We start from the raw sequence: 17,927 nt of genomic DNA on the forward strand, positions 1-17,927 counted from the left end.
ACCGGCGCGCAACTTACCTTCGCAGCTTCGATGCCGCAATCATCAATTGCCATTCACTGGCTCCAGGCCGGAAAACCCCGGCCTGGAGGTGTTGCATCGGGCTTACTTGCCCGACTTGATCTTGGTCCAGCTGCGGGTGATGGCACGCTGGGCGGCAGCTTCGGGGGCTGCGATCGCGTACAGCTGTTTCTTCACGTCAGCCGGCGGGTAGATGCTCGGGTCGCTGGTGATGGCCTTGTCGACCAACGGGGTAGCGGCCTCGTTGCCGTTCGGGAAGCGCACGGCGTTGGTGATTTCGGCCATGACTTCCGGCTGCATCAGGAAGTCCATGAACTTGTAGGCCGCGTCCTTGTGTTCGGCATCTTTGGGGATGGCGACCATGTCGTAGAAGGTACCGGCGCCTTCTTTCGGAATGATGTAGTCCACCTTGACCTTGTCGCCGGCCTCGTGGGCGCGGGCCTTGGCCTGCTCGACGTCACCCGAGTAACCGACGGCCACGCAGATGTTGCCGTTGGCCAGGTCGCCGATGTACTTGGACGAGTGGAAGTAGGTGATCGAAGGACGGATGCTCAGGAACAGGTCCTCGGCCGCCTTCAGGTCTTCCTTGCTGGTGCTGGTGGTCGGCTTGCCCAGGTAGTGCAGCGCGGCCGGCAGCATTTCGGTCGGTGCATCCAGGAAGCTCACGCCGCAGCTCTTGAGCTTGGCGATGTTCTCAGGCTTGAACACGGCATCCCACGAGTCGATCTTGTCCACGCCCAGCGCGGCCTTGACCTTCTCCGGGTTGTAGCCGATGCCGATCGAGCCCCACATGTACGGGAAGGCGTGCTTGTTGTCCTTGTCGCTGGCATCGCCAACGGCCTTGAGCAGGTCTGGGTCGAGGTTCTTCCAGTTCGGCAGCTTGGAGCGGTCGAGCTCCTCGTACACGCCAGCCTTGATCTGCTTGGCCAGGAAGTTGTTGGACGGCACGACGATGTCATAACCCGACTTGCCCGCCAGCAGCTTGGCTTCCAGGGTTTCATTGCTGTCGAAGACGTCGTACTTGACCTTGATGCCGGTCTGCTTTTCGAACTTGGCGATGGTGTCCGGAGCGATGTAGTCCGACCAGTTGTAGACGTTCAATACCTTGTCTTCAGCCTGAACCGCGGTCGCCATGGCACCCATCAGGGCGGCGGCCAGCAACGTCTTGCCCATTTTATTCATGCGTCATGCTCCAGATTTTTTTGATTAGCCATCCGTTCAGCTGCCAGGTCCCGCAGTACACGCGTTGGGCGACTGAAACAGTCGCTAGTCTGGCAAGTTACAAGGCGCTGTTTCAAGGAAAGCAGCCCCTTGTAACCAACTAATGTCACAACGCTAGCCTAGCAAAGGCTCACTGGATCGCTTCGAGGGTCAAGTCCAGGCACTTGCGCGCCTTTTCCACCAGCTCGTCGACCTCTGCGTGGCTGATTACCAGGGGTGGTGCAATGATCATGGTGTCGCCTACGGCACGCATGATCAGGCCGTTTTCGAAGCAGAAGTTGCGGCACACCATGCCCACGCCTTTGCCTTCGTAGCGGCTGCGGGTGGCCTTGTCCTTGACCAGCTCGATCGCGCCGAGCAGGCCCAGGCCGCGAACCTCGCCCACCAATGGGTGGTCCTGCAGTTCCCGCAGACGTTTTTGCAAGTACGGTGCCACATCCGTGCGCGCCTTCTCGACGATCTTCTCGTCGCGCAGGATGCGCAGGTTTTCCAGGCCCACCGCGGCCGCCACCGGGTGGCCGGAGTAGGTGAAGCCGTGGTTGAAGTCACCGCCTTCGCTGAGCACCTTGGCCACGGTGTCACGCACGATCACACCGCCCATGGGGATGTAACCGGAGGTAAGGCCCTTGGCGATGGTCATCAGGTCGGGCTTGAGGTCGTAGTAGTCGGAGCCGAACCACTCGCCGGTACGGCCGAAACCGCAGATCACTTCGTCGGCGACGAACAGGATGTCGTACTTGGCGAGGATCTCCTTGACCTTCGGCCAGTAGCTGTCCGGCGGGATGATGACCCCGCCGGCGCCCTGGATCGGCTCGGCGATGAAGGCGGCGACGTTGTCCTCGCCGACTTCCAGGATCTTCTTCTCCAGCTGCTCGGCAGCCCATACGCCGAATTCATCCGGGCTCATGTCGCCGCCTTCGCCGAACCAGTACGGCTGCGCGATGTGCACGATGCCCGGAATCGGCAGGCCGCCTTGTTCGTGCATGCCGCTCATGCCGCCCAGGCTCGCGCCGGCCACGGTGGAGCCGTGGTAGCCGTTGATGCGGCCGATGATGGTCTGCTTGTGCGGCTTGCCCTTGAGCGCCCAGTAGTGGCGAACCATGCGCAGCACGGTGTCGTTGCCTTCGGAGCCGGAGCCGGTGAAGAACACGTGGGTCATGCCTTCGGGCGCGACGTCGGTGATTGCCTTGGCCAGCTCCAGCGCCGGCGGGTGGGCGGTCTGGAAGAACAGGTTGTAGTACGGCAGCTCGCGCATCTGCTTCTCGGCAGCCTGCACCAGCTCTTCACGGCCGTAGCCGACCGCCACGCACCACAGGCCGGCCATGCCATCGAGGATCTTGTGCCCTTCGCTGTCCCACAAATGCACGCCTTGCGCCTTGGTGATAATGCGCGGCCCCTTCTCCTTCAGCTGCTTGTAGTCAGAGAAAGGTGCAAGGTGGTGCTCGCCGCTCAGGTTTTGCCATTCACGGGTTTGCGGGTTTTTGACGCTCATGTGCTTCTCCAGGGTCCACAGGCCGCCGGTGGGCGGCCTCAGGGGTTGATCACACAGCAAACAGCAGGAACTCTCGCTCCCAGGAGCTGATGACGCGCTTGAAGTTCTCGTGCTCGGCGCGCTTGGTCGCCACGTAGCCGGTGATGAATTTCTTGCCCAGGTACTGGGTCAGCGCGCGGCTGACTTCCATGCGTTCCAGGGCGTCCTCGATGGTCAGCGGCAGGCGCAGGTTGCGCCGCTCGTAGCCACGGCCTACGACCGGGGCACTGGCCGCGATGCCCTCGACCATGCCGATGTAGCCGCACAGCAGGCTGGCGGCGATGGCCAGGTAAGGGTTGGCGTCGGCGCCCGGCAGGCGGTTCTCGACGCGGCGGTTCTGCGGGCCGGCATCCGGTACGCGCAGGCCGACGGTGCGGTTTTCTTCGCCCCATTCGACGTTCACCGGTGCCGAGGTATCCGGCAGGAAGCGGCGGAACGAGTTGACGTTGGGGGCGAACAGCGGCAGCGCTTCGGGGATGAACTTCTGCAGGCCACCGATGTGGTGCAGGAACAGCTCGCTCATGCTGCCGTCTTCATTGCTGAAGATGTTCTTGCCGGTGGTGGCGTCGACCACGCTCTGGTGCAGGTGCATGGCACTGCCCGGCTCGCCGGTCATCGGCTTGGCCATGAAGGTGGCGGCCACGTTGTGCTTGAGCGCCGCCTCGCGCATGGTGCGCTTGAACACCAGGATCTGGTCGGCCAGGTGCAGGGCGTTGCCGTGACGGAAGTTGATCTCCATCTGCGCCGTGCCGTCTTCGTGGATCAGCGTGTCGAGGTCCAGCTGCTGCAGTTCGCACCAGTCGTAGACGTCCTCGAACAGCGGGTCGAATTCGTTGGCGGCCTCGATCGAGAACGACTGGCGGCCGGTTTCCGGGCGGCCCGAACGGCCAACCGGCGGCTGCAGGGGGAAGTCCGGGTCTTCGCTGCGCTTGGTCAGGTAGAACTCCATCTCCGGCGCGACGATCGGCTGCCAGCCTTTGTCGGCGTAGAGCTTGAGCACTTTCTTGAGGACGTTGCGCGGCGACAGCTCGACCGGGTTGCCCTTCTTGTCGTAGGTGTCGTGGATGACCTGCGCGGTCGGCTCGATGGCCCAGGGCACGAGGAACACGGCATCTTCGTCGGGGCGGCAGATCATGTCGATGTCGGCCGGGTCGAGCAGTTCGTAATAGATATCGTCGTCGACGTAATCGCCGGTCACGGTCTGCAGCAGCACGCTCTCGGGCAGGCGCATGCCTTTTTCGGCGATGAATTTGTTGGTTGGCGAGATCTTGCCGCGAGTAATGCCGGTCAGGTCGCTGATCAGGCATTCGACTTCGGTGATCTTGTGCTCTTTCAACCAATCGGTGAGCTGGTCGAGGTTGTTACTCATAGATACCTCAGGAGGTAATGTGGTCCGCGCGTTGATTCTGGATGGAGTGGATTGCTAAAGCAAAAACACCCACGCAGGAGCACAGTGGATACACTGGAAACCAGCGAGTCCGTAATGAGTTCGAAAGGCAGGAAGACAAGAAGCGCAGCGAAATGACGCTTTGAGGCCAGGTCCGGGCGCGCACAGCGTCAATTATTGCGGCCAGGGCGGCCACAGCGCGATTGATGCTTGCAGGAACGGCAGGTATACCCGAGCGCACTGCACAGGCAGCGCTTTCAGGTCGCGACAAGCGGACCATGTGACCCTCGTATTATTGTGTTCTGGGTTGGACCCGAGCTTAGCCTTGTTCATTTTTTTACACAACACCTCCGTAAAAAATAAAACACGGCACCTCGGAGATAGCCCTGGGCGGCGTAAATAGCGGATAATGGCACGCCCCGATATGCAGCAAATCTGCCGTCGATGTGCCATTTCAGGGCATCATGGGGTTGGCTTGACATCAGTAGGGCTTTTCGATTGACTGGTCCTGCAAGCCCCCCTTGATTGATATTTTTAACAACAAAGGTGTTGCATCATGTCGGTACCCCCGCGTGCCGTTCAGCTTAACGAAGCGAACGCGTTCCTTAAGGAACATCCTGAGGTTCTCTACGTTGACCTTCTGATTGCAGATATGAATGGTGTGGTGCGCGGCAAGCGCATAGAGCGCACCAGCCTCCACAAGGTTTACGAGAAAGGCATCAACCTGCCGGCCTCCCTCTTCGCCCTGGACATCAACGGTTCCACCGTCGAAAGCACCGGGCTCGGCCTGGACATCGGCGATGCCGACCGCATCTGCTACCCGATCCCTGGCACCCTCTCCAACGAACCTTGGCAGAAGCGCCCGACCGCGCAGCTGCTGATGACCATGCACGAAATCGAAGGCGAGCCGTTCTTCGCCGACCCACGCGAAGTGTTGCGCCAGGTGGTGAGCAAGTTCACCGACATGGGCCTGACCATTTGCGCGGCATTCGAGCTGGAGTTCTACCTGATCGACCAGGAGAACGTGAATGGCCGCCCGCAGCCACCACGCTCGCCAATCTCGGGCAAGCGCCCGCAGTCGACCCAGGTCTACCTGATCGACGACCTCGACGAATACGCCGACTGCCTCCAGGACATCCTCGAAGGTGCCAAGGAGCAAGGCATCCCGGCCGACGCCATCGTCAAGGAAAGCGCCCCGGCGCAGTTCGAAGTCAACCTGCACCACGTTCCCGACCCGCTCAAGGCCTGTGACTACGCGGTACTGCTCAAGCGGTTGATCAAGAACATCGCCTACGACCATGAAATGGACACCACCTTCATGGCCAAGCCCTACCCGGGCCAGGCAGGCAACGGCCTGCACGTACACATTTCCGTGCTGGACAAAGATGGCAACAACATCTTCACCAGCGAGGATCCCGAGCAGAACGCCGCGCTACGTCACGCTGTCGGCGGTGTGCTCGAGACCCTGCCCGCGTCCATGGCGTTCCTCTGCCCGAACGTCAACTCGTACCGCCGTTTCGGCGCGCAGTTCTACGTACCGAACGCGCCGAGCTGGGGCCTGGACAACCGCACCGTGGCCCTGCGCGTGCCGACCGGTTCGCCTGATGCCGTGCGCATCGAGCACCGCGTGGCAGGTGCCGACGCCAACCCGTACCTGATGATGGCTGCCGTGCTGGCTGGCGTGCACCATGGCCTGACCAACAAGATCGAGCCGGGCGAGCCGATCGAAGGCAACTCGTACGAGCAGCTCGAGCAGAGCCTGCCGAACAACCTGCGCGATGCCCTGCGCGAGCTGGACGACAGCGAGATCCTCAACAAGTACATCGATCCGAAGTACATCGACATCTTCGTCGCGTGCAAGGAGAGCGAGCTGGAGGAGTTCGAGCATTCGATCTCCGACCTCGAGTACAACTGGTACCTGCACACCGTGTAAACGAAAACGCCGCCCATCAGGGCGGCGTTTTTCATTGGGCTCTGCATCGCCCGCTGCCACAGCTACTGCGGGTACTGTGGGAGCGGGCTTGCCCCGCGAAAGGGCCGGCCCAGGCACTGCGTTTACAACGGCTTCTCGAAGATCTTCGAATTGCGCTGGTAGTTGTAAAGCGAAGCCCGCGCCGCCGGCAGCCGCTCCACGCCACTGGGGGTAAAGCCCCGCTCACGGAACCAGTGCGCGGTGCGCGTGGTAAGCACGAACAAGGTATTCAAGCCCAACGCCCGCGCGCGCTCCTCGATGCGCTCGAGCAGCTCATCGCCACGCCGGCCATGGCGATACTCCGGGCTCACCGCCAGGCACGCCAACTCCCCGGCCTGCGAATCGGCAATCGGGTACAACGCCGCACAGGCGATGATCATCCCTTCGCGCTCGACCACGCTGAACTGCTCGATCTCCCGCTCCAGCACCTCACGCGAGCGGCGCACCAGGATGCCCTGCTCTTCCAGCGGGCTGATCAGCTCCAGCAAGCCACCAACATCCTCGATGGTCGCCTCGCGCACCACTTCGAACTGCTCCTGCGACACCAGCGTACCGCCACCGCCACGGGTGAACAGCTCGGTCAGCAGGGCACCGTCCTCGGCATAACTGACGATATGGCTGCGCGCCACACCGCCCTTGCACGCCTCGGCGGCCGCATCCAGCAGCTCGGCCTGGTAATCGCTGCCCAGGCGCGCCAGGTGCGGCGCGATCTGCTGTGGGCGCAGCTCGCGCACCAGCTTGCCGTGCTCGTCGAGCAGGCCAGGTTCGGCGCCGAACAGCAGCAGCTTGTCGGCACCCAGCTCGATGGCGGCACGGGTGGCCACGTCTTCGCAGGCCAGGTTGAAGATTTCACCGGTGGGCGAGTAGCCCAATGGCGACAGCAGCACGATGGAGCGCTCGTCGAGCAGGCGGCTGATGCCCTTGCGGTCGATGCGGCGCACTTCACCGGTGTGGTGGTAGTCCACCCCTTCGAGCACGCCGATCGGGCGCGCGGTCACCAGGTTGCCGCAGGCCACGCGCAGGCGCGAACCCTGCATCGGCGATGCGGCGATGTCCATCGACAGGCGCGCCTCGATGGCCAGGCGCAGGGCGCCGACCGCATCGATCACGCAGTCCAGGGTGGCCGCATCGGTGATGCGCATGCCGCGGTGGTAATGCGGGGTCAGGCCGCGGGCCGCCAGGCGGCTTTCGATCTGCGGGCGCGAACCGTGCACCAGCACCAGGCGCACGCCCAGGCTGTGCAGCAGCACCAGGTCGTGGACGATGTTGCCGAAATTCGGGTGTTCCACCCCATCGCCGGGGAGCATGACCACGAAGGTGCAGTCGCGATGGGCATTGATGTACGGGGAGGCATGACGCAGCCAGTTGACGTAATCGGGCATGACAGGGCCTGTGGATAAAGTGGACGGAGAACGTTGGATGACACGGCGTTCAGGATCATCGTCGGAACAGGCTTGCGGTCACGCGCGGTCTCCTCTAGGCAAGAACGAATCAGCAGGGTGGACGTTTACTGGAGGCAATAGTGCCGGATCAGGTCACGCAATAGACGCACGGTAGGCTCGATTCGTGACATTTCCAGGTATTCGCCGGGCTGGTGGGCGCAGGCGATGTCGCCAGGGCCGAGCACGATGGTCTGGCAGCCCAGCTGCTGAAGATAAGGCGCCTCGGTGCCGAACGCCACCGCTTCGGCGCGGTGCCCGGTGAGGCGCTCGGCCACCTGCACCAGCTCGGCATCGGCCGCCTGTTCGAACGGCGGCACGGCCGGAAACAGCGGCGCATAGTCGATGCGGACCTCAAAGCGCTCGGCCAGCGGCCGCAGTTTTGCGCCAATGGCCGCGCGCAGCTGCTCCACATCCATGCCAGGCAACGGGCGCAGGTCGAACTCCAGGGCGCATTGGCCACAGATGCGGTTGGGGTTGTCACCGCCATGGATGCAGCCGAAGTTCATGGTCGGCGTGGGCACGCTGAATTGCGGGTTGCGGTAAGTGTCCTGCCATTGCCGGCGCAGGCCCATCAGCTCGCCCATCACCGCATGCATGGCCTCCAGGGCGCTGTGGCCCAGGCTTGGGTCCGACGAATGGCCGCTGCGCCCGAGGATGTCGATGCGCTCCATCAGAATGCCCTTGTGCATGCGGATCGGCTTCAGGCCCGTGGGCTCGCCGATCACCGCGGCCCGGCCGAGCGGCTGCCCGGCCTCGGCCAGGGCGCGGGCGCCGGACATCGAGCTTTCTTCGTCACAGGTGGCGAGGATCAGCAGCGGCTGCTTGAAGTCATGTTCGAGCAAGGGGATCACCGCCTCGATGATCAAGGCGAAGAAGCCCTTCATGTCGCAGCTGCCAAGGCCCACCCAACGGCCGTCGACCTCGCTCAGCTGGAGCGGGTCGCTGGCCCACAGCTGCTCATCGAAGGGCACCGTGTCGCTATGCCCGGCCAGCACCAGGCCGCCTGGGCCGGTGCCGCGGCTGGCCAGCAGGTTGAACTTGCCCGGGCTGACCTGCTGGATATCGCAGCGAAAACCCAGGTCGCCCAGCCAGCCCGCCAGCAGGTCGATGACCTGGCGGTTCGACTGGTCCAGCGCAGGCTGGGTGCAACTGACCGAGGGCGCGGCAATCAGCGCGGCAAACTGGTCTTTGAGCGTGGGCAACGGCATGCGCGTACTCCTCGGAAGCGTTGCCCATCATAGGGCTATCCGCCGTAAGGAATAAACCGTTGCCAGCCCAGTCCTGTAGACTGCACGGCAATCACGCCTTCCCTTCGAGCCTGCGATGCACAAAGAAACCGAACTCAAGCTCCGCGCCAGCCGCGATACCCTCGCCGCCCTGCGCGAGCACCCTCTGCTGAAAAAGCGCAACAAGTCCGGCTGGCAGACCCGCGAACTGCTCAACCAGTACTTCGACACCCCCGAGCGTGACCTTGCCGCCGCCCGTGTCGCCCTGCGCCTGCGCCGTGACGGCGAGGAAGTGATCCAGACCCTGAAGTGCCGTGGCCAGAGCGTGGCCGGCCTGTCCGAGCGCAACGAGTACGAGTGGCACCTGGACAAGGTCAAGCTCGACCTGAAAAAGCTCGACGCCACGTGCTGGCCCGAGCAGCTGGCCGGCTTGGACAAGAAAACCATCAAGCCGCTGTTCACCACCGATTTCACCCGCGAGTTCGCCGAAATCGCCTGGGGCCGTGGCAAGAGCAAGGTGGTGATCGAGGCCGCGCTGGACCAGGGCTTCGTGATCGCCGGCAAGCAAAAGGAAGAGATCTGCGAGCTGGAGCTGGAGCTGCGTGAAGGCGCACCGCAAGCCCTGCTGGAGCTGGCCGCCGAGCTGGCCGCCAGCCTGCCGCTGATGCCGTGCGACATCAGCAAGGCCGAGCGCGGCTACCGCCTGCTGGAGCCGGACAGCTACGAGCTGAGCCTGCCAAGCACCGAGCTGGACGCCGAAATGGCCCTGGACGATGCCTTCACCGCCCTCGCCTGGCAGCTGCTGGGCAGCAGCCAGCGCCTGGCCGAGCAATACCGCCACAATGGCCACTGGCGCCTGCTGCAGGACTGGGTACAGTGCCTGGCCGAACTGCGCGCGCTGGTCAGCAGCCTGGGCCAGGCCGCGCCACGTGCCACCACCCGCGACCTGCGCGCCAGCCTCGACGCGCTGCTGGAAGACTGGCGCCCGCTGGTACAGGCCGGCAACGATGACGAAGACATCCGCCGCGCAGCGCCCGAGCAGTTCGTCGACGAGCTCGAAGACGTGCGCTGGGGCCAGTTCTCCCTGGAAACCTCGCGCTGGCTGCTGGCCCGCACCTGGACCGTGGAGCGCAAGGGCCGTGGCGAGCGCCAGGGCAAGGCGCAACTGGCCAGCTGGCTGGGGCACCTGCTGGGCGAGGAAGGCCGTGCGCTGAAACTGCCGCTGTACACCCAGCGCCCGGAAGACCTGGCCGAACAGCTGCCGCGCATCGAGCAGTTGCTGGCCTGGCTGCACCATGCACGCCAGGTGCTCGAAGCACCGCAGATGGACCGCCTGTATGGCGACCTGAAGAAGCTGCATGAGCTGGCCGAACAGCCACTGGGCGAAGAGCCTGGCGAGCTGCTTGAAGCGCGCATCGAGCAGGCTCGGGCGATCGACCAGAGCCGGGGCTGGAAGCATCTGCTCAAGGCTTGATTGCGCAGCGGCCTCATCGCCGGCAAGCCGGCTCCCACAGGTACACCACTGAACCCTGTGGGAGCCGGCTTGCCGGCGATGGCGTCAACGCATCAGTGGCAGGCTGGTAGTGGACTTGATCTCCGACAGCGCCACGATCGAATTGACCTCCTGAATCCCCGGCACGTTCGACAGCTTTTCGAAGAAGAACCGCTCATATGCCTCGATGTCCGAGGTGACGATGCGCAGCAGAAAATCCACCGACCCCATCAGCACGTAACACTCCAGCACTTCCGGAAAACCGCGAATCGCCTCGGTGAATTCGGTGAAGTTGGAGCGGCCATGGGCGTTGAGCTTCACCTCGGCGAAAATCTGCGTGTTCAGGCCCACCTTCTTGCGATCGAGCAAGGTCACCTGGCCACGAATGATCCCCTCCTCCTTCAGCCGTTGAATACGCCGCCAGCAAGGCGATTGCGACAGCCCCACCCGCTCGGCGATCTGGGCGCTGGACAGCGAGGCGTCCTCCTGCAGCAGCTCGAGAATACGCCGGTCGTAGGTGTCCAATTCGCTCAGCATGATCAATCCTCTAAAACAGCGATTTACGAATGAATCTATTCGTGAACTTGGCAAACTGGTCGAATCATAGCGAAAAAATGCCGAGCACAACCTGCAACAATTTCTCCCACCTCAGCGGAGACCAGCATGAACGCACTCGAACGCCCCCAACCGCGCAGCGATGTCTGGGCCGCGCACGCCAGCCACAGCACCGTGCGCTACTGCTTGCAGGCCGAAGCCGAGCCGGACAGCCTGTGCCGCGTGCTCAACCTGTTCGCCCTGCAGTTCCTGACCCCGCACAACGTGCAGGTCAGCCAGCGGGATGACCTGCTCGACATCGAAATCGGCATCGGCGGGCTGAGCTGGCATCGGGCCGAGGTCATCGCGCAGAAACTGCGCAACCTGGTGTGTGTCGGGGACGTGACCCTGGAGAATCAGGTGCGCATGGAGATGGCGGTGGTCTGAACGGGCCCAGCAAACCTTCGAAACCTATTGCTCGCCCTGCAACCACCCTCCCCGGCTAGCCTTGCCCAGGCACTCATCACCTGGCACGGACGCCACCATGCACACCTGCGACGATCACGCCCTCGACCTGGCACAACTGCTCGAAGCCCTGCAGGCTGACCAGCACTTGGCGGCAAGCGACACCCGCCGGGTACTCGAAGCCGCCGCCAGCCAGCCAGGCCAGCACCCGCTGGAAACCATCGCCGCGCTGCAACTGCGGGACCTGCGCAATCCCGCCCGCTGCCTGCACCTGGACAGCCTGTGCCAATGGCTCGCCGGCAAGGTCGGCCAGCCCTTCCTGAACATCGACCCGCTGCAGCTCGACCTGGCCCAGGCCAACGGCCTGATATCCCCAGCCTTCGCGCGGCGCCATGGCATCTTCATCGTTGCCAGCGACGCCCACAGCATCACCGTGGCCAGCGCGCAGCCCTACCAGAACCACTGGCAGGCCGACCTTGCCCGCAGCCTCGGCAAGCCGATCGTGCGGGTGTTGGCCAGCCCGTTGCAGCTACGCCAGCTGGGTCAGTCGATGTCGCGCCTGGCCCATTCGGTACAAGGGGCGCAGCTGCAGCAGTCGGCCAGCGTCGGCGAGCTGGAACAGTGGCTGGAGGCGGGCAAGCGCCAGGCCGAAACCGGTGCCGACGACGCCCATATCGTGCACATCGTCGACTGGCTGCTGCAGTACGCGATCACCCAGCGCGCCAGCGACATTCACCTCGAACCCCGGCGCGACCAGGGCCACTTGCGCTACCGCATCGATGGCTTGCTGCATACCGTCTACGCATTCCCGGCGAGCGTCACCCTGGCGCTGGTCAGCCGGCTCAAGCACCTTGGGTGCATGGACGTGGCAGAAAAGCGCCGGCCGCAGGATGGCCGGGCCAAGCGCAGCCTGCCCGGCGGGGCCGAGGTGGAAATACGCCTGTCCAGCCTGCCGACCGCGTTCGGCGAAAAACTGGTGTTGCGCCTGTACGACCCGCAACAGGTACAGGAAGACTTCGCCCAACTCGGCCTGGAAGGTGAGCAGCTGGCCCGCTGGCAGGCGCTGTTGCAGCGCCGCCAGGGCATCCTGCTGGTCACCGGCCCCACCGGCTCCGGCAAGACCAGCACGCTGTACGCCAGCCTCAAGCAACTGGCCACGCCCGAGGTCAACCTGTGCACCATCGAAGACCCGATCGAACGCCTCGAGCCCGCCTTCAACCAGCTGCAGGTACAACCGGCCCTGGGCCTTGGCTTTGCCGAGGGTGCGCGGGCGCTGCTGCGCCAGGACCCGGACATCATCATGATCGGCGAAATCCGCGACCGCGATACCGCCCTGGTAGCGGTGCAGGCAGCGCTGACTGGGCACCTGGTGCTGTCGACGCTGCACACCAACGACAGCTGCAGCGCCATTACCCGCCTGCAAGAGCTTGGTGTGGCCGACTACCTGATAAGGGCCACCCTCGCAGGCGTCATGGCCCAGCGCCTGGTGCGGGTGCTGTGTCGCCAATGCCAGGGCGGCGCATCGAGCGGCAACGGCCAGGCGTGCCAGCTGTGCCGAGGCACCGGCTTCCATGGCCGCACGGGGTTGTACGAGTTGCTGGTACCCAGCGACAACCTGCGCGCACGGATAGGCGCCGATCTGCTCAGCCTGCGACAAATAGCGCTGGATGAAGGGTTGCAAGACCTGCAACGCTGCGGGGAGGCGAAAGTGGCCCGTGGGCTGACCCGTTCCGACGAGGTTCTGCGGGTCTGTTCCTGAGCAAAAAACCCTTGTATTCAAGGAACTTGCGCCTGTTTCAAAGGATCAAACCGGCAACTTCTACCCTCACCCTCCGAGGTGTTTCAACATGCGTTTCAAAACCGCCATCGCAGCCGCTGCTCTGCTTTCGTTGCCTGTGAGCAGCGCAATGGCCGATACCTTCTGGCGTAACGTGCTTTCCTCCGGCGCTACCACGGCATCGACCTACCTGACCTCGCGCGATCACAAGCTGGTGCTCGCCGCGCAGGACGATGCAGGCAGCTTCGTCGCCAGTGAAGGTGCGATTCGCGGGCCGTTCCTGGAGTCGGCCATCCGCCAGGTGCGGGCCGAGAACCCCGGCATGCAGGCCTCCGACATGGAACTGGCCAACGCCATCCTGGCCAAGAACGCTGTCGCCGAGTAACCCCGTTCAGCGATAAGCCTCCACCGGCACGCACGCGCAGAACAGGTTCCTGTCGCCATACACGTTATCCACCCGGTTCACCGCCGGCCAGTACTTGTGCTGGCGCACGTGAGCGCTGGGCGCTACCGCCTGCTCCAGGCTGTAGGGCCGGCTCCACGGCGCCAGCACGTCGGCCAGGGTATGCGGGGCGTGCTTGAGCGGGTTGTCCTCTGCCGGCCAGCTGCCGTCCTGCACCTGGTCGATCTCCGCACGGATCGCCAGCATCGCCTCGATGAAGCGATCCAGTTCCGCCTTCGACTCGCTTTCGGTGGGCTCGACCATCAGCGTGCCCGGCACCGGGAACGACATGGTCGGGGCATGGAAGCCGTAGTCCATCAGGCGCTTGGCAACATCCTCCTCGGTGATACCGGTCTGCGCCTTGAGCGGCCGCAAGTCGAGAATGCATTCGTGTGCCACGCGCTGGTTGCGGCCGCGGTACAGCACCGGGAACGCGCCGCCAAGCTGGCTGGCCAGGTAGTTGGCCGAGAGGATCGCCACCTCGCTGGCATCGGCCAGTTGCGGGCCCATCATGGCGATGTACATCCAGCTGATCGGCAAGATGCTCGCGCTCCCCCAGGGCGCGGCACTGACCGCGCTGTTGTTCGGGTCAAGGCCGGGTACCGGCACCACCGGGTGGCTGGCCACGAAGGGTTTCAGGTGGGCACGGATGCCGATCGGGCCCATGCCGGGGCCGCCGCCGCCGTGGGGGATGCAGAAGGTCTTGTGCAGGTTCATGTGGGAAACGTCGGCGCCGATATCGGCTGGCCGCGCCAGCCCGACCTGGGCGTTGAGGTTGGCGCCGTCCATGTACACCTGGCCGCCGTGCTGGTGCACGACCTCGCAGATTTCCCGGATGCCCTCCTCGTACACGCCATGGGTCGAGGGGTAGGTGACCATCAGGCAGGACAACCTGTCCCCCGCGGCCTGCGCCTTGGCCTTGAGGTCGCCGAGGTCGACATTGCCGTCATCGTCGCATTCGACGATCACCACCTCCATGCCAGCCATCTGCGCCGACGCGGGGTTGGTGCCGTGGGCCGATGACGGGATCAGGCACAAGGTGCGCTGGGGCTGGTGGCGGCTGCGGTGATAACGGGTGATCGCCATCAGCCCGGCGTATTCGCCTTGGGCACCGGAATTGGGCTGCATGCAGATGGCATCGAAACCGGTAATGGCGCACAACCAGCTTTCCAGCTCGTCAATCATCGCCTTGTAGCCGGTGGCCTGGGCTGCGGGCGCGAAGGGGTGGAGCTGGGCGAAGGCCGGCCAGGTAATGGGGATCATCTCGCTGCTGGCATTGAGTTTCATGGTGCAGGAGCCCAGCGGGATCATCGACTGGTTCAGCGCCAGGTCCTTGTTCTCCAGCTGCTTGAGGTAGCGCAGCATCTCGGTTTCGCTGTGGTGCAGGTTGAACACCGGGTGCGCCAGGAACGGCGTGCGCCGCACCAGTGCGGCAGGGATGCCCTCGGGCAGTGCCTGCTGGTCGAGCGTGGCGATGTCCAGGCCATGGTCGACGCCCAGGAAGATGTCGAGCAGCTTCAGTACCGTGTGCTCGGTGCAGGTTTCGTCGAGGCTGACGCCCAGGTGGCCGCGGCCCAGGATGCGCAAGTTGATGTGCGCCGCTTGCGCGCTTTCGATGATCGCCGCCTGGGCGCCGCCTACGTTCAGGGTCAGGGTGTCGAAGAAGTGCTGGTTGAGGCGTTTGAGGCCCTTGGCCTCGAGGCCCGCGGCCAGCACGAAGGTCAGCCGGTGCACGCGCTGGGCGATGCGCTGCAGGCCCTCGGGGCCGTGGTACACGGCGTAGAAGCCGGCCATGTTGGCCAGCAGTACCTGGGCGGTGCAGATGTTGGAGTTGGCCTTTTCGCGGCGGATATGCTGCTCGCGGGTCTGCAGCGCCATGCGCAGCGCGGTGTTGCCACGGGCATCGCGCGACACGCCGATGATGCGCCCGGGCATGGCCCGCTTGTAGTCGTCGCGGCAGGCGAAATAGGCCGCATGCGGGCCTCCGTAGCCCATCGGCACGCCAAAGCGCTGGGTCGAGCCCAGCACCACATCGGCGCCGAGCTCCCCGGGGGGCGTCAGCACCACCAGGCTGAGCAGGTCGGCGGCCACGCAGGCTACCGCGTGCTGGCCATGCAGCTGGTCGATCAGCGGCCGCAGGTCGCGCACCTCGCCATGGGTGTCGGGGTATTGCAGCAAGGCGCCGAACACCTGGTGCTGGGCGAGGTTGTCCACAGCATCGACGATCAGCTCGAAGCCGAACCCTTCCGCACGGGTACGCAGCACCGACAGGGTCTGCGGGTGGCAATGTTCATCGGCGAAGAACGCATTGCTCTTGTTGCGTGCCACGCGCTTGGCCAGGGCCATGGCTTCGGCGGCTGCGGTGGCTTCATCGAGCAACGAGGCGTTGGCCAGGGCCAGGCCGGTGAGGTCGATGACCATCTGCTGGAAGTTCAGCAGCGCTTCCAGCCGGCCTTGGGCGATTTCTGGTTGATAGGGCGTGTAGGCGGTGTACCAGCCGGGGTTTTCCAGCACGTTGCGCAAGATGACGGTGGGGGTGACGGTGCCGTGGTAACCCATGCCGATCAGGCTGGTCCAGACCTGGTTCTGCGCGGCGTAGCTGGCGAGCTTGGCCAGCGCGGCCTGTTCGTCCAGGGCGGGCGGCAGGTCGAGGGCGCGGTTGAAGCGGATGCCCGGTGGCACGGTCTGCTCGATCAGCGCGTTGCGGCTGTCGAGGCCGAGCGCCGCAAGCATGGCCTGCTGCTCCGAGGCATCGGGCCCCAGGTGGCGGCGCAGGAAAGGGTTGAGCTCTTGCAGTTGATGCAGGGATGGCGACTGGGACATGACGACGCTCTCTTCCTAGACCAGGTCTCATGGAGACTTATAAGTCTAGGAAGGATTGCCGAGCGTGCGGGAAAACTTGCTTGCCCGTACCGGCCTCTTCGCGGGCAAGCCCGCTCCCACAAGGCCTTTGAGGCTGTGGGAGCGGGCTTGCCCCGCGAAGAGTGCGCCGCGGTCTTACTCGCCGATTGCGGCTTTGTAACCCGCCGCATCCAGCAGCTTGTCCAGCTCGGCCTTGTCGCTCGGCTTGAGCTTGAAGATCCACGCGCCGTAAGGCTCTTCGTTGAGCAGCTCAGGGCTGTCGGCCAGCGCCTCGTTGACCGCGATCACTTCGCCACCGACCGGGGCGTAGATATCGGAAGCCGCCTTCACCGACTCGACCACACCAGCCGCGTCGCCAGCTGCGAACACCTTGCCGACTTCGGCCAGCTCGACGAACACCACGTCACCCAGGGCTTCCTGGGCGTGGTCGCTGATGCCCACGGTGACGCTGCCGTCAGACTCCAGGCGCGCCCACTCGTGGCTTTCGGCAAAACGCAGATCGGCGGGGATATTGCTCATGTCTTGAATTCCTCGTTTGGGTCAGCGGTTCGGCCCGCCGTTAATTGTCAGATCAGAATCTTGCCGTGGCGCACGAAGGTGGGCTTGACCACCCGCACCGGGTACCACTTGCCGCGAATCTCCACCTCGGCACGGTCACCGGTGGCCATGGGCACGCGTGCCAGGGCAATGGACTTGCTCAGCGTAGGAGAGAAACTACCACTGGTGATCTCCCCTTCGCCAATGCCGGCAACGCGAACCACCTGATGGGCACGCAGAACACCGCGCTCTTCCAGCACCAGGCCAACCAGTTTGTCCTGCACGCCACGCTCGATTTCCGCCAGCAACCCGGCACGGCCGATGAAGTCGCGCTCGGCAGGTTCCCAGGCGATGCTCCAGCCCAGGTTGGAGGTGAGCGGGGTGTGGCTTTCGTCGATGTCCTGGCCGTACAGGTTCATGCCGGCCTCCAGGCGCAGCGTGTCGCGGGCGCCGAGGCCGCTGGGGGCGATACCGGCGCCGACCAGGTCGTTGTAGAAGGTGACGGCTTCCTGGCCGGGCAGGATGATTTCCAGGCCGTCTTCGCCGGTATAGCCGGTGCGGGCAATGAACCACTCGCCGTCGGCGATGCCTTCGAACGGGCGCAGCTCACGAATCAGCGCGGCGCGCGAGGCGCTGAGCAAGGCGGCGACCTTCTCACGTGCCTGCGGGCCCTGGATGGCCAGGATGGCCAGGTCCGGGCGCACCTCGAAATCGACCGAGAACCCGCCCTGCTGGGCCTTGAGCCAGGCCAGCACCTTGGCGCGGGTAGCGGCGTTGGTGACCAGGCGATAGCCGGCTTCGGTGCGGTAGGCGATCAGGTCATCGATGACCCCGCCCTCTTCATTGAGCAGCGGGCTGTACAGCGCCTTGCCGACAGCGTCGAGCCGCGCGACATCGTTGGCCAGCAATCGCTGCAGCCAAGCGGTGGCATCAGGGCCACCGACGTCGATCACGGTCATGTGGGAAACATCGAAGATCCCGCAGTCGCTGCGCACCTGATGGTGCTCCTCGACCTGCGAGC

Annotated in this window: 14 protein-coding genes; 5 read left to right on the plus strand and 9 right to left on the minus strand. The window is 64.4% G+C overall.

All coding sequences use genetic code 11. From position 1 onward, the window contains the following. Positions 1-102: 102 nt before the first annotated feature. The 3 genes from B3E94_RS02525 to B3E94_RS02535 form a co-directional block, all read right to left on the minus strand. Positions 103-1,200 carry a polyamine ABC transporter substrate-binding protein gene (locus B3E94_RS02525; RefSeq protein ID WP_236235983.1) on the minus strand — a complete coding sequence of 366 codons (1,098 nt, stop codon included), beginning with the start codon at positions 1,198-1,200 and terminating at the stop codon, positions 103-105. 169 nt (positions 1,201-1,369) lie between these two features. Continuing rightward, a complete protein-coding gene (locus B3E94_RS02530) occupies positions 1,370-2,731 on the minus strand; it encodes an aspartate aminotransferase family protein (RefSeq protein WP_176511645.1) in 1,362 nt (453 codons plus the stop codon). Positions 2,732-2,780: 49 nt separating this feature from the next. After that, a complete protein-coding gene (locus B3E94_RS02535) occupies positions 2,781-4,139 on the minus strand; it encodes a glutamine synthetase family protein (protein ID WP_176511644.1) in 1,359 nt (452 codons plus the stop codon). Positions 4,140-4,713: 574 nt separating this feature from the next. Between B3E94_RS02535 and B3E94_RS02540 the strand changes: the two genes are divergently transcribed. Continuing rightward, positions 4,714-6,090: a glutamine synthetase family protein gene (locus B3E94_RS02540; RefSeq protein ID WP_054894988.1), complete on the plus strand. Its 1,377-nt coding sequence runs from the start codon at positions 4,714-4,716 to the stop codon at positions 6,088-6,090. 122 nt (positions 6,091-6,212) lie between these two features. Here B3E94_RS02540 and argA read toward each other — a convergent pair whose 3' ends face one another. Both argA and argE read right to left on the minus strand, forming a co-directional pair. Further along, positions 6,213-7,511: an amino-acid N-acetyltransferase gene (argA, locus tag B3E94_RS02545; protein ID WP_176511643.1), complete on the minus strand. Its 1,299-nt coding sequence runs from the start codon at positions 7,509-7,511 to the stop codon at positions 6,213-6,215. A 125-nt stretch (positions 7,512-7,636) separates the two neighbouring features. Then, entirely contained in the window at positions 7,637-8,779 is a 1,143-nt protein-coding gene (gene argE / locus B3E94_RS02550) for an acetylornithine deacetylase (protein ID WP_286912199.1), read from the minus strand. 115 nt (positions 8,780-8,894) lie between these two features. Here argE and B3E94_RS02555 point away from each other — a divergent pair, with 115 nt between their 5' ends. After that, positions 8,895-10,271: an inorganic triphosphatase gene (locus B3E94_RS02555; RefSeq protein ID WP_286912200.1), complete on the plus strand. Its 1,377-nt coding sequence runs from the start codon at positions 8,895-8,897 to the stop codon at positions 10,269-10,271. An 84-nt stretch (positions 10,272-10,355) separates the two neighbouring features. Here B3E94_RS02555 and B3E94_RS02560 read toward each other — a convergent pair whose 3' ends face one another. Continuing rightward, entirely contained in the window at positions 10,356-10,826 is a 471-nt protein-coding gene (locus tag B3E94_RS02560) for an Lrp/AsnC family transcriptional regulator (RefSeq protein ID WP_286912201.1), read from the minus strand. A gap of 126 nt (positions 10,827-10,952) precedes the next feature. Between B3E94_RS02560 and B3E94_RS02565 the strand changes: the two genes are divergently transcribed. The 3 genes from B3E94_RS02565 to B3E94_RS02575 all read left to right on the plus strand — a co-directional run bounded on the left by B3E94_RS02565 (position 10,953) and on the right by B3E94_RS02575 (position 13,450). After that, positions 10,953-11,270 carry a hypothetical protein gene (locus B3E94_RS02565; RefSeq protein WP_286912203.1) on the plus strand — a complete coding sequence of 106 codons (318 nt, stop codon included), beginning with the start codon at positions 10,953-10,955 and terminating at the stop codon, positions 11,268-11,270. Between the two features lie 97 nt (positions 11,271-11,367). Next, entirely contained in the window at positions 11,368-13,047 is a 1,680-nt protein-coding gene (locus tag B3E94_RS02570) for a GspE/PulE family protein (RefSeq protein ID WP_286912204.1), read from the plus strand. 88 nt (positions 13,048-13,135) lie between these two features. Further along, positions 13,136-13,450 (plus strand): DUF2388 domain-containing protein, encoded by a 315-nt coding sequence (locus B3E94_RS02575; protein ID WP_176511637.1) that lies wholly within the window; start codon positions 13,136-13,138, stop codon positions 13,448-13,450. A gap of 6 nt (positions 13,451-13,456) precedes the next feature. Here B3E94_RS02575 and gcvP read toward each other — a convergent pair whose 3' ends face one another. The 3 genes from gcvP to gcvT form a co-directional block, all read right to left on the minus strand. Further along, on the minus strand, positions 13,457-16,330 hold the full coding sequence (gene gcvP, locus B3E94_RS02580) for an aminomethyl-transferring glycine dehydrogenase (RefSeq protein WP_286912207.1): 2,874 nt from the start codon (positions 16,328-16,330) through the stop codon (positions 13,457-13,459). Between the two features lie 174 nt (positions 16,331-16,504). Beyond that, positions 16,505-16,888, minus strand: coding sequence for a glycine cleavage system protein GcvH (gene gcvH / locus B3E94_RS02585; protein ID WP_176511635.1), 384 nt, complete (start codon positions 16,886-16,888; stop codon positions 16,505-16,507). Positions 16,889-16,935: 47 nt separating this feature from the next. Then, positions 16,936-17,927 (minus strand): glycine cleavage system aminomethyltransferase GcvT (gene gcvT / locus B3E94_RS02590; protein ID WP_286912208.1); only part of this gene is annotated, 992 nt, incomplete at its 5' end.

The sequence above is a fragment of the Pseudomonas sp. UBA6315 genome (assembly GCF_002438125.1).
Classification (GTDB): Bacteria; Pseudomonadota; Gammaproteobacteria; order Pseudomonadales; family Pseudomonadaceae; genus Aquipseudomonas; species Aquipseudomonas faucium.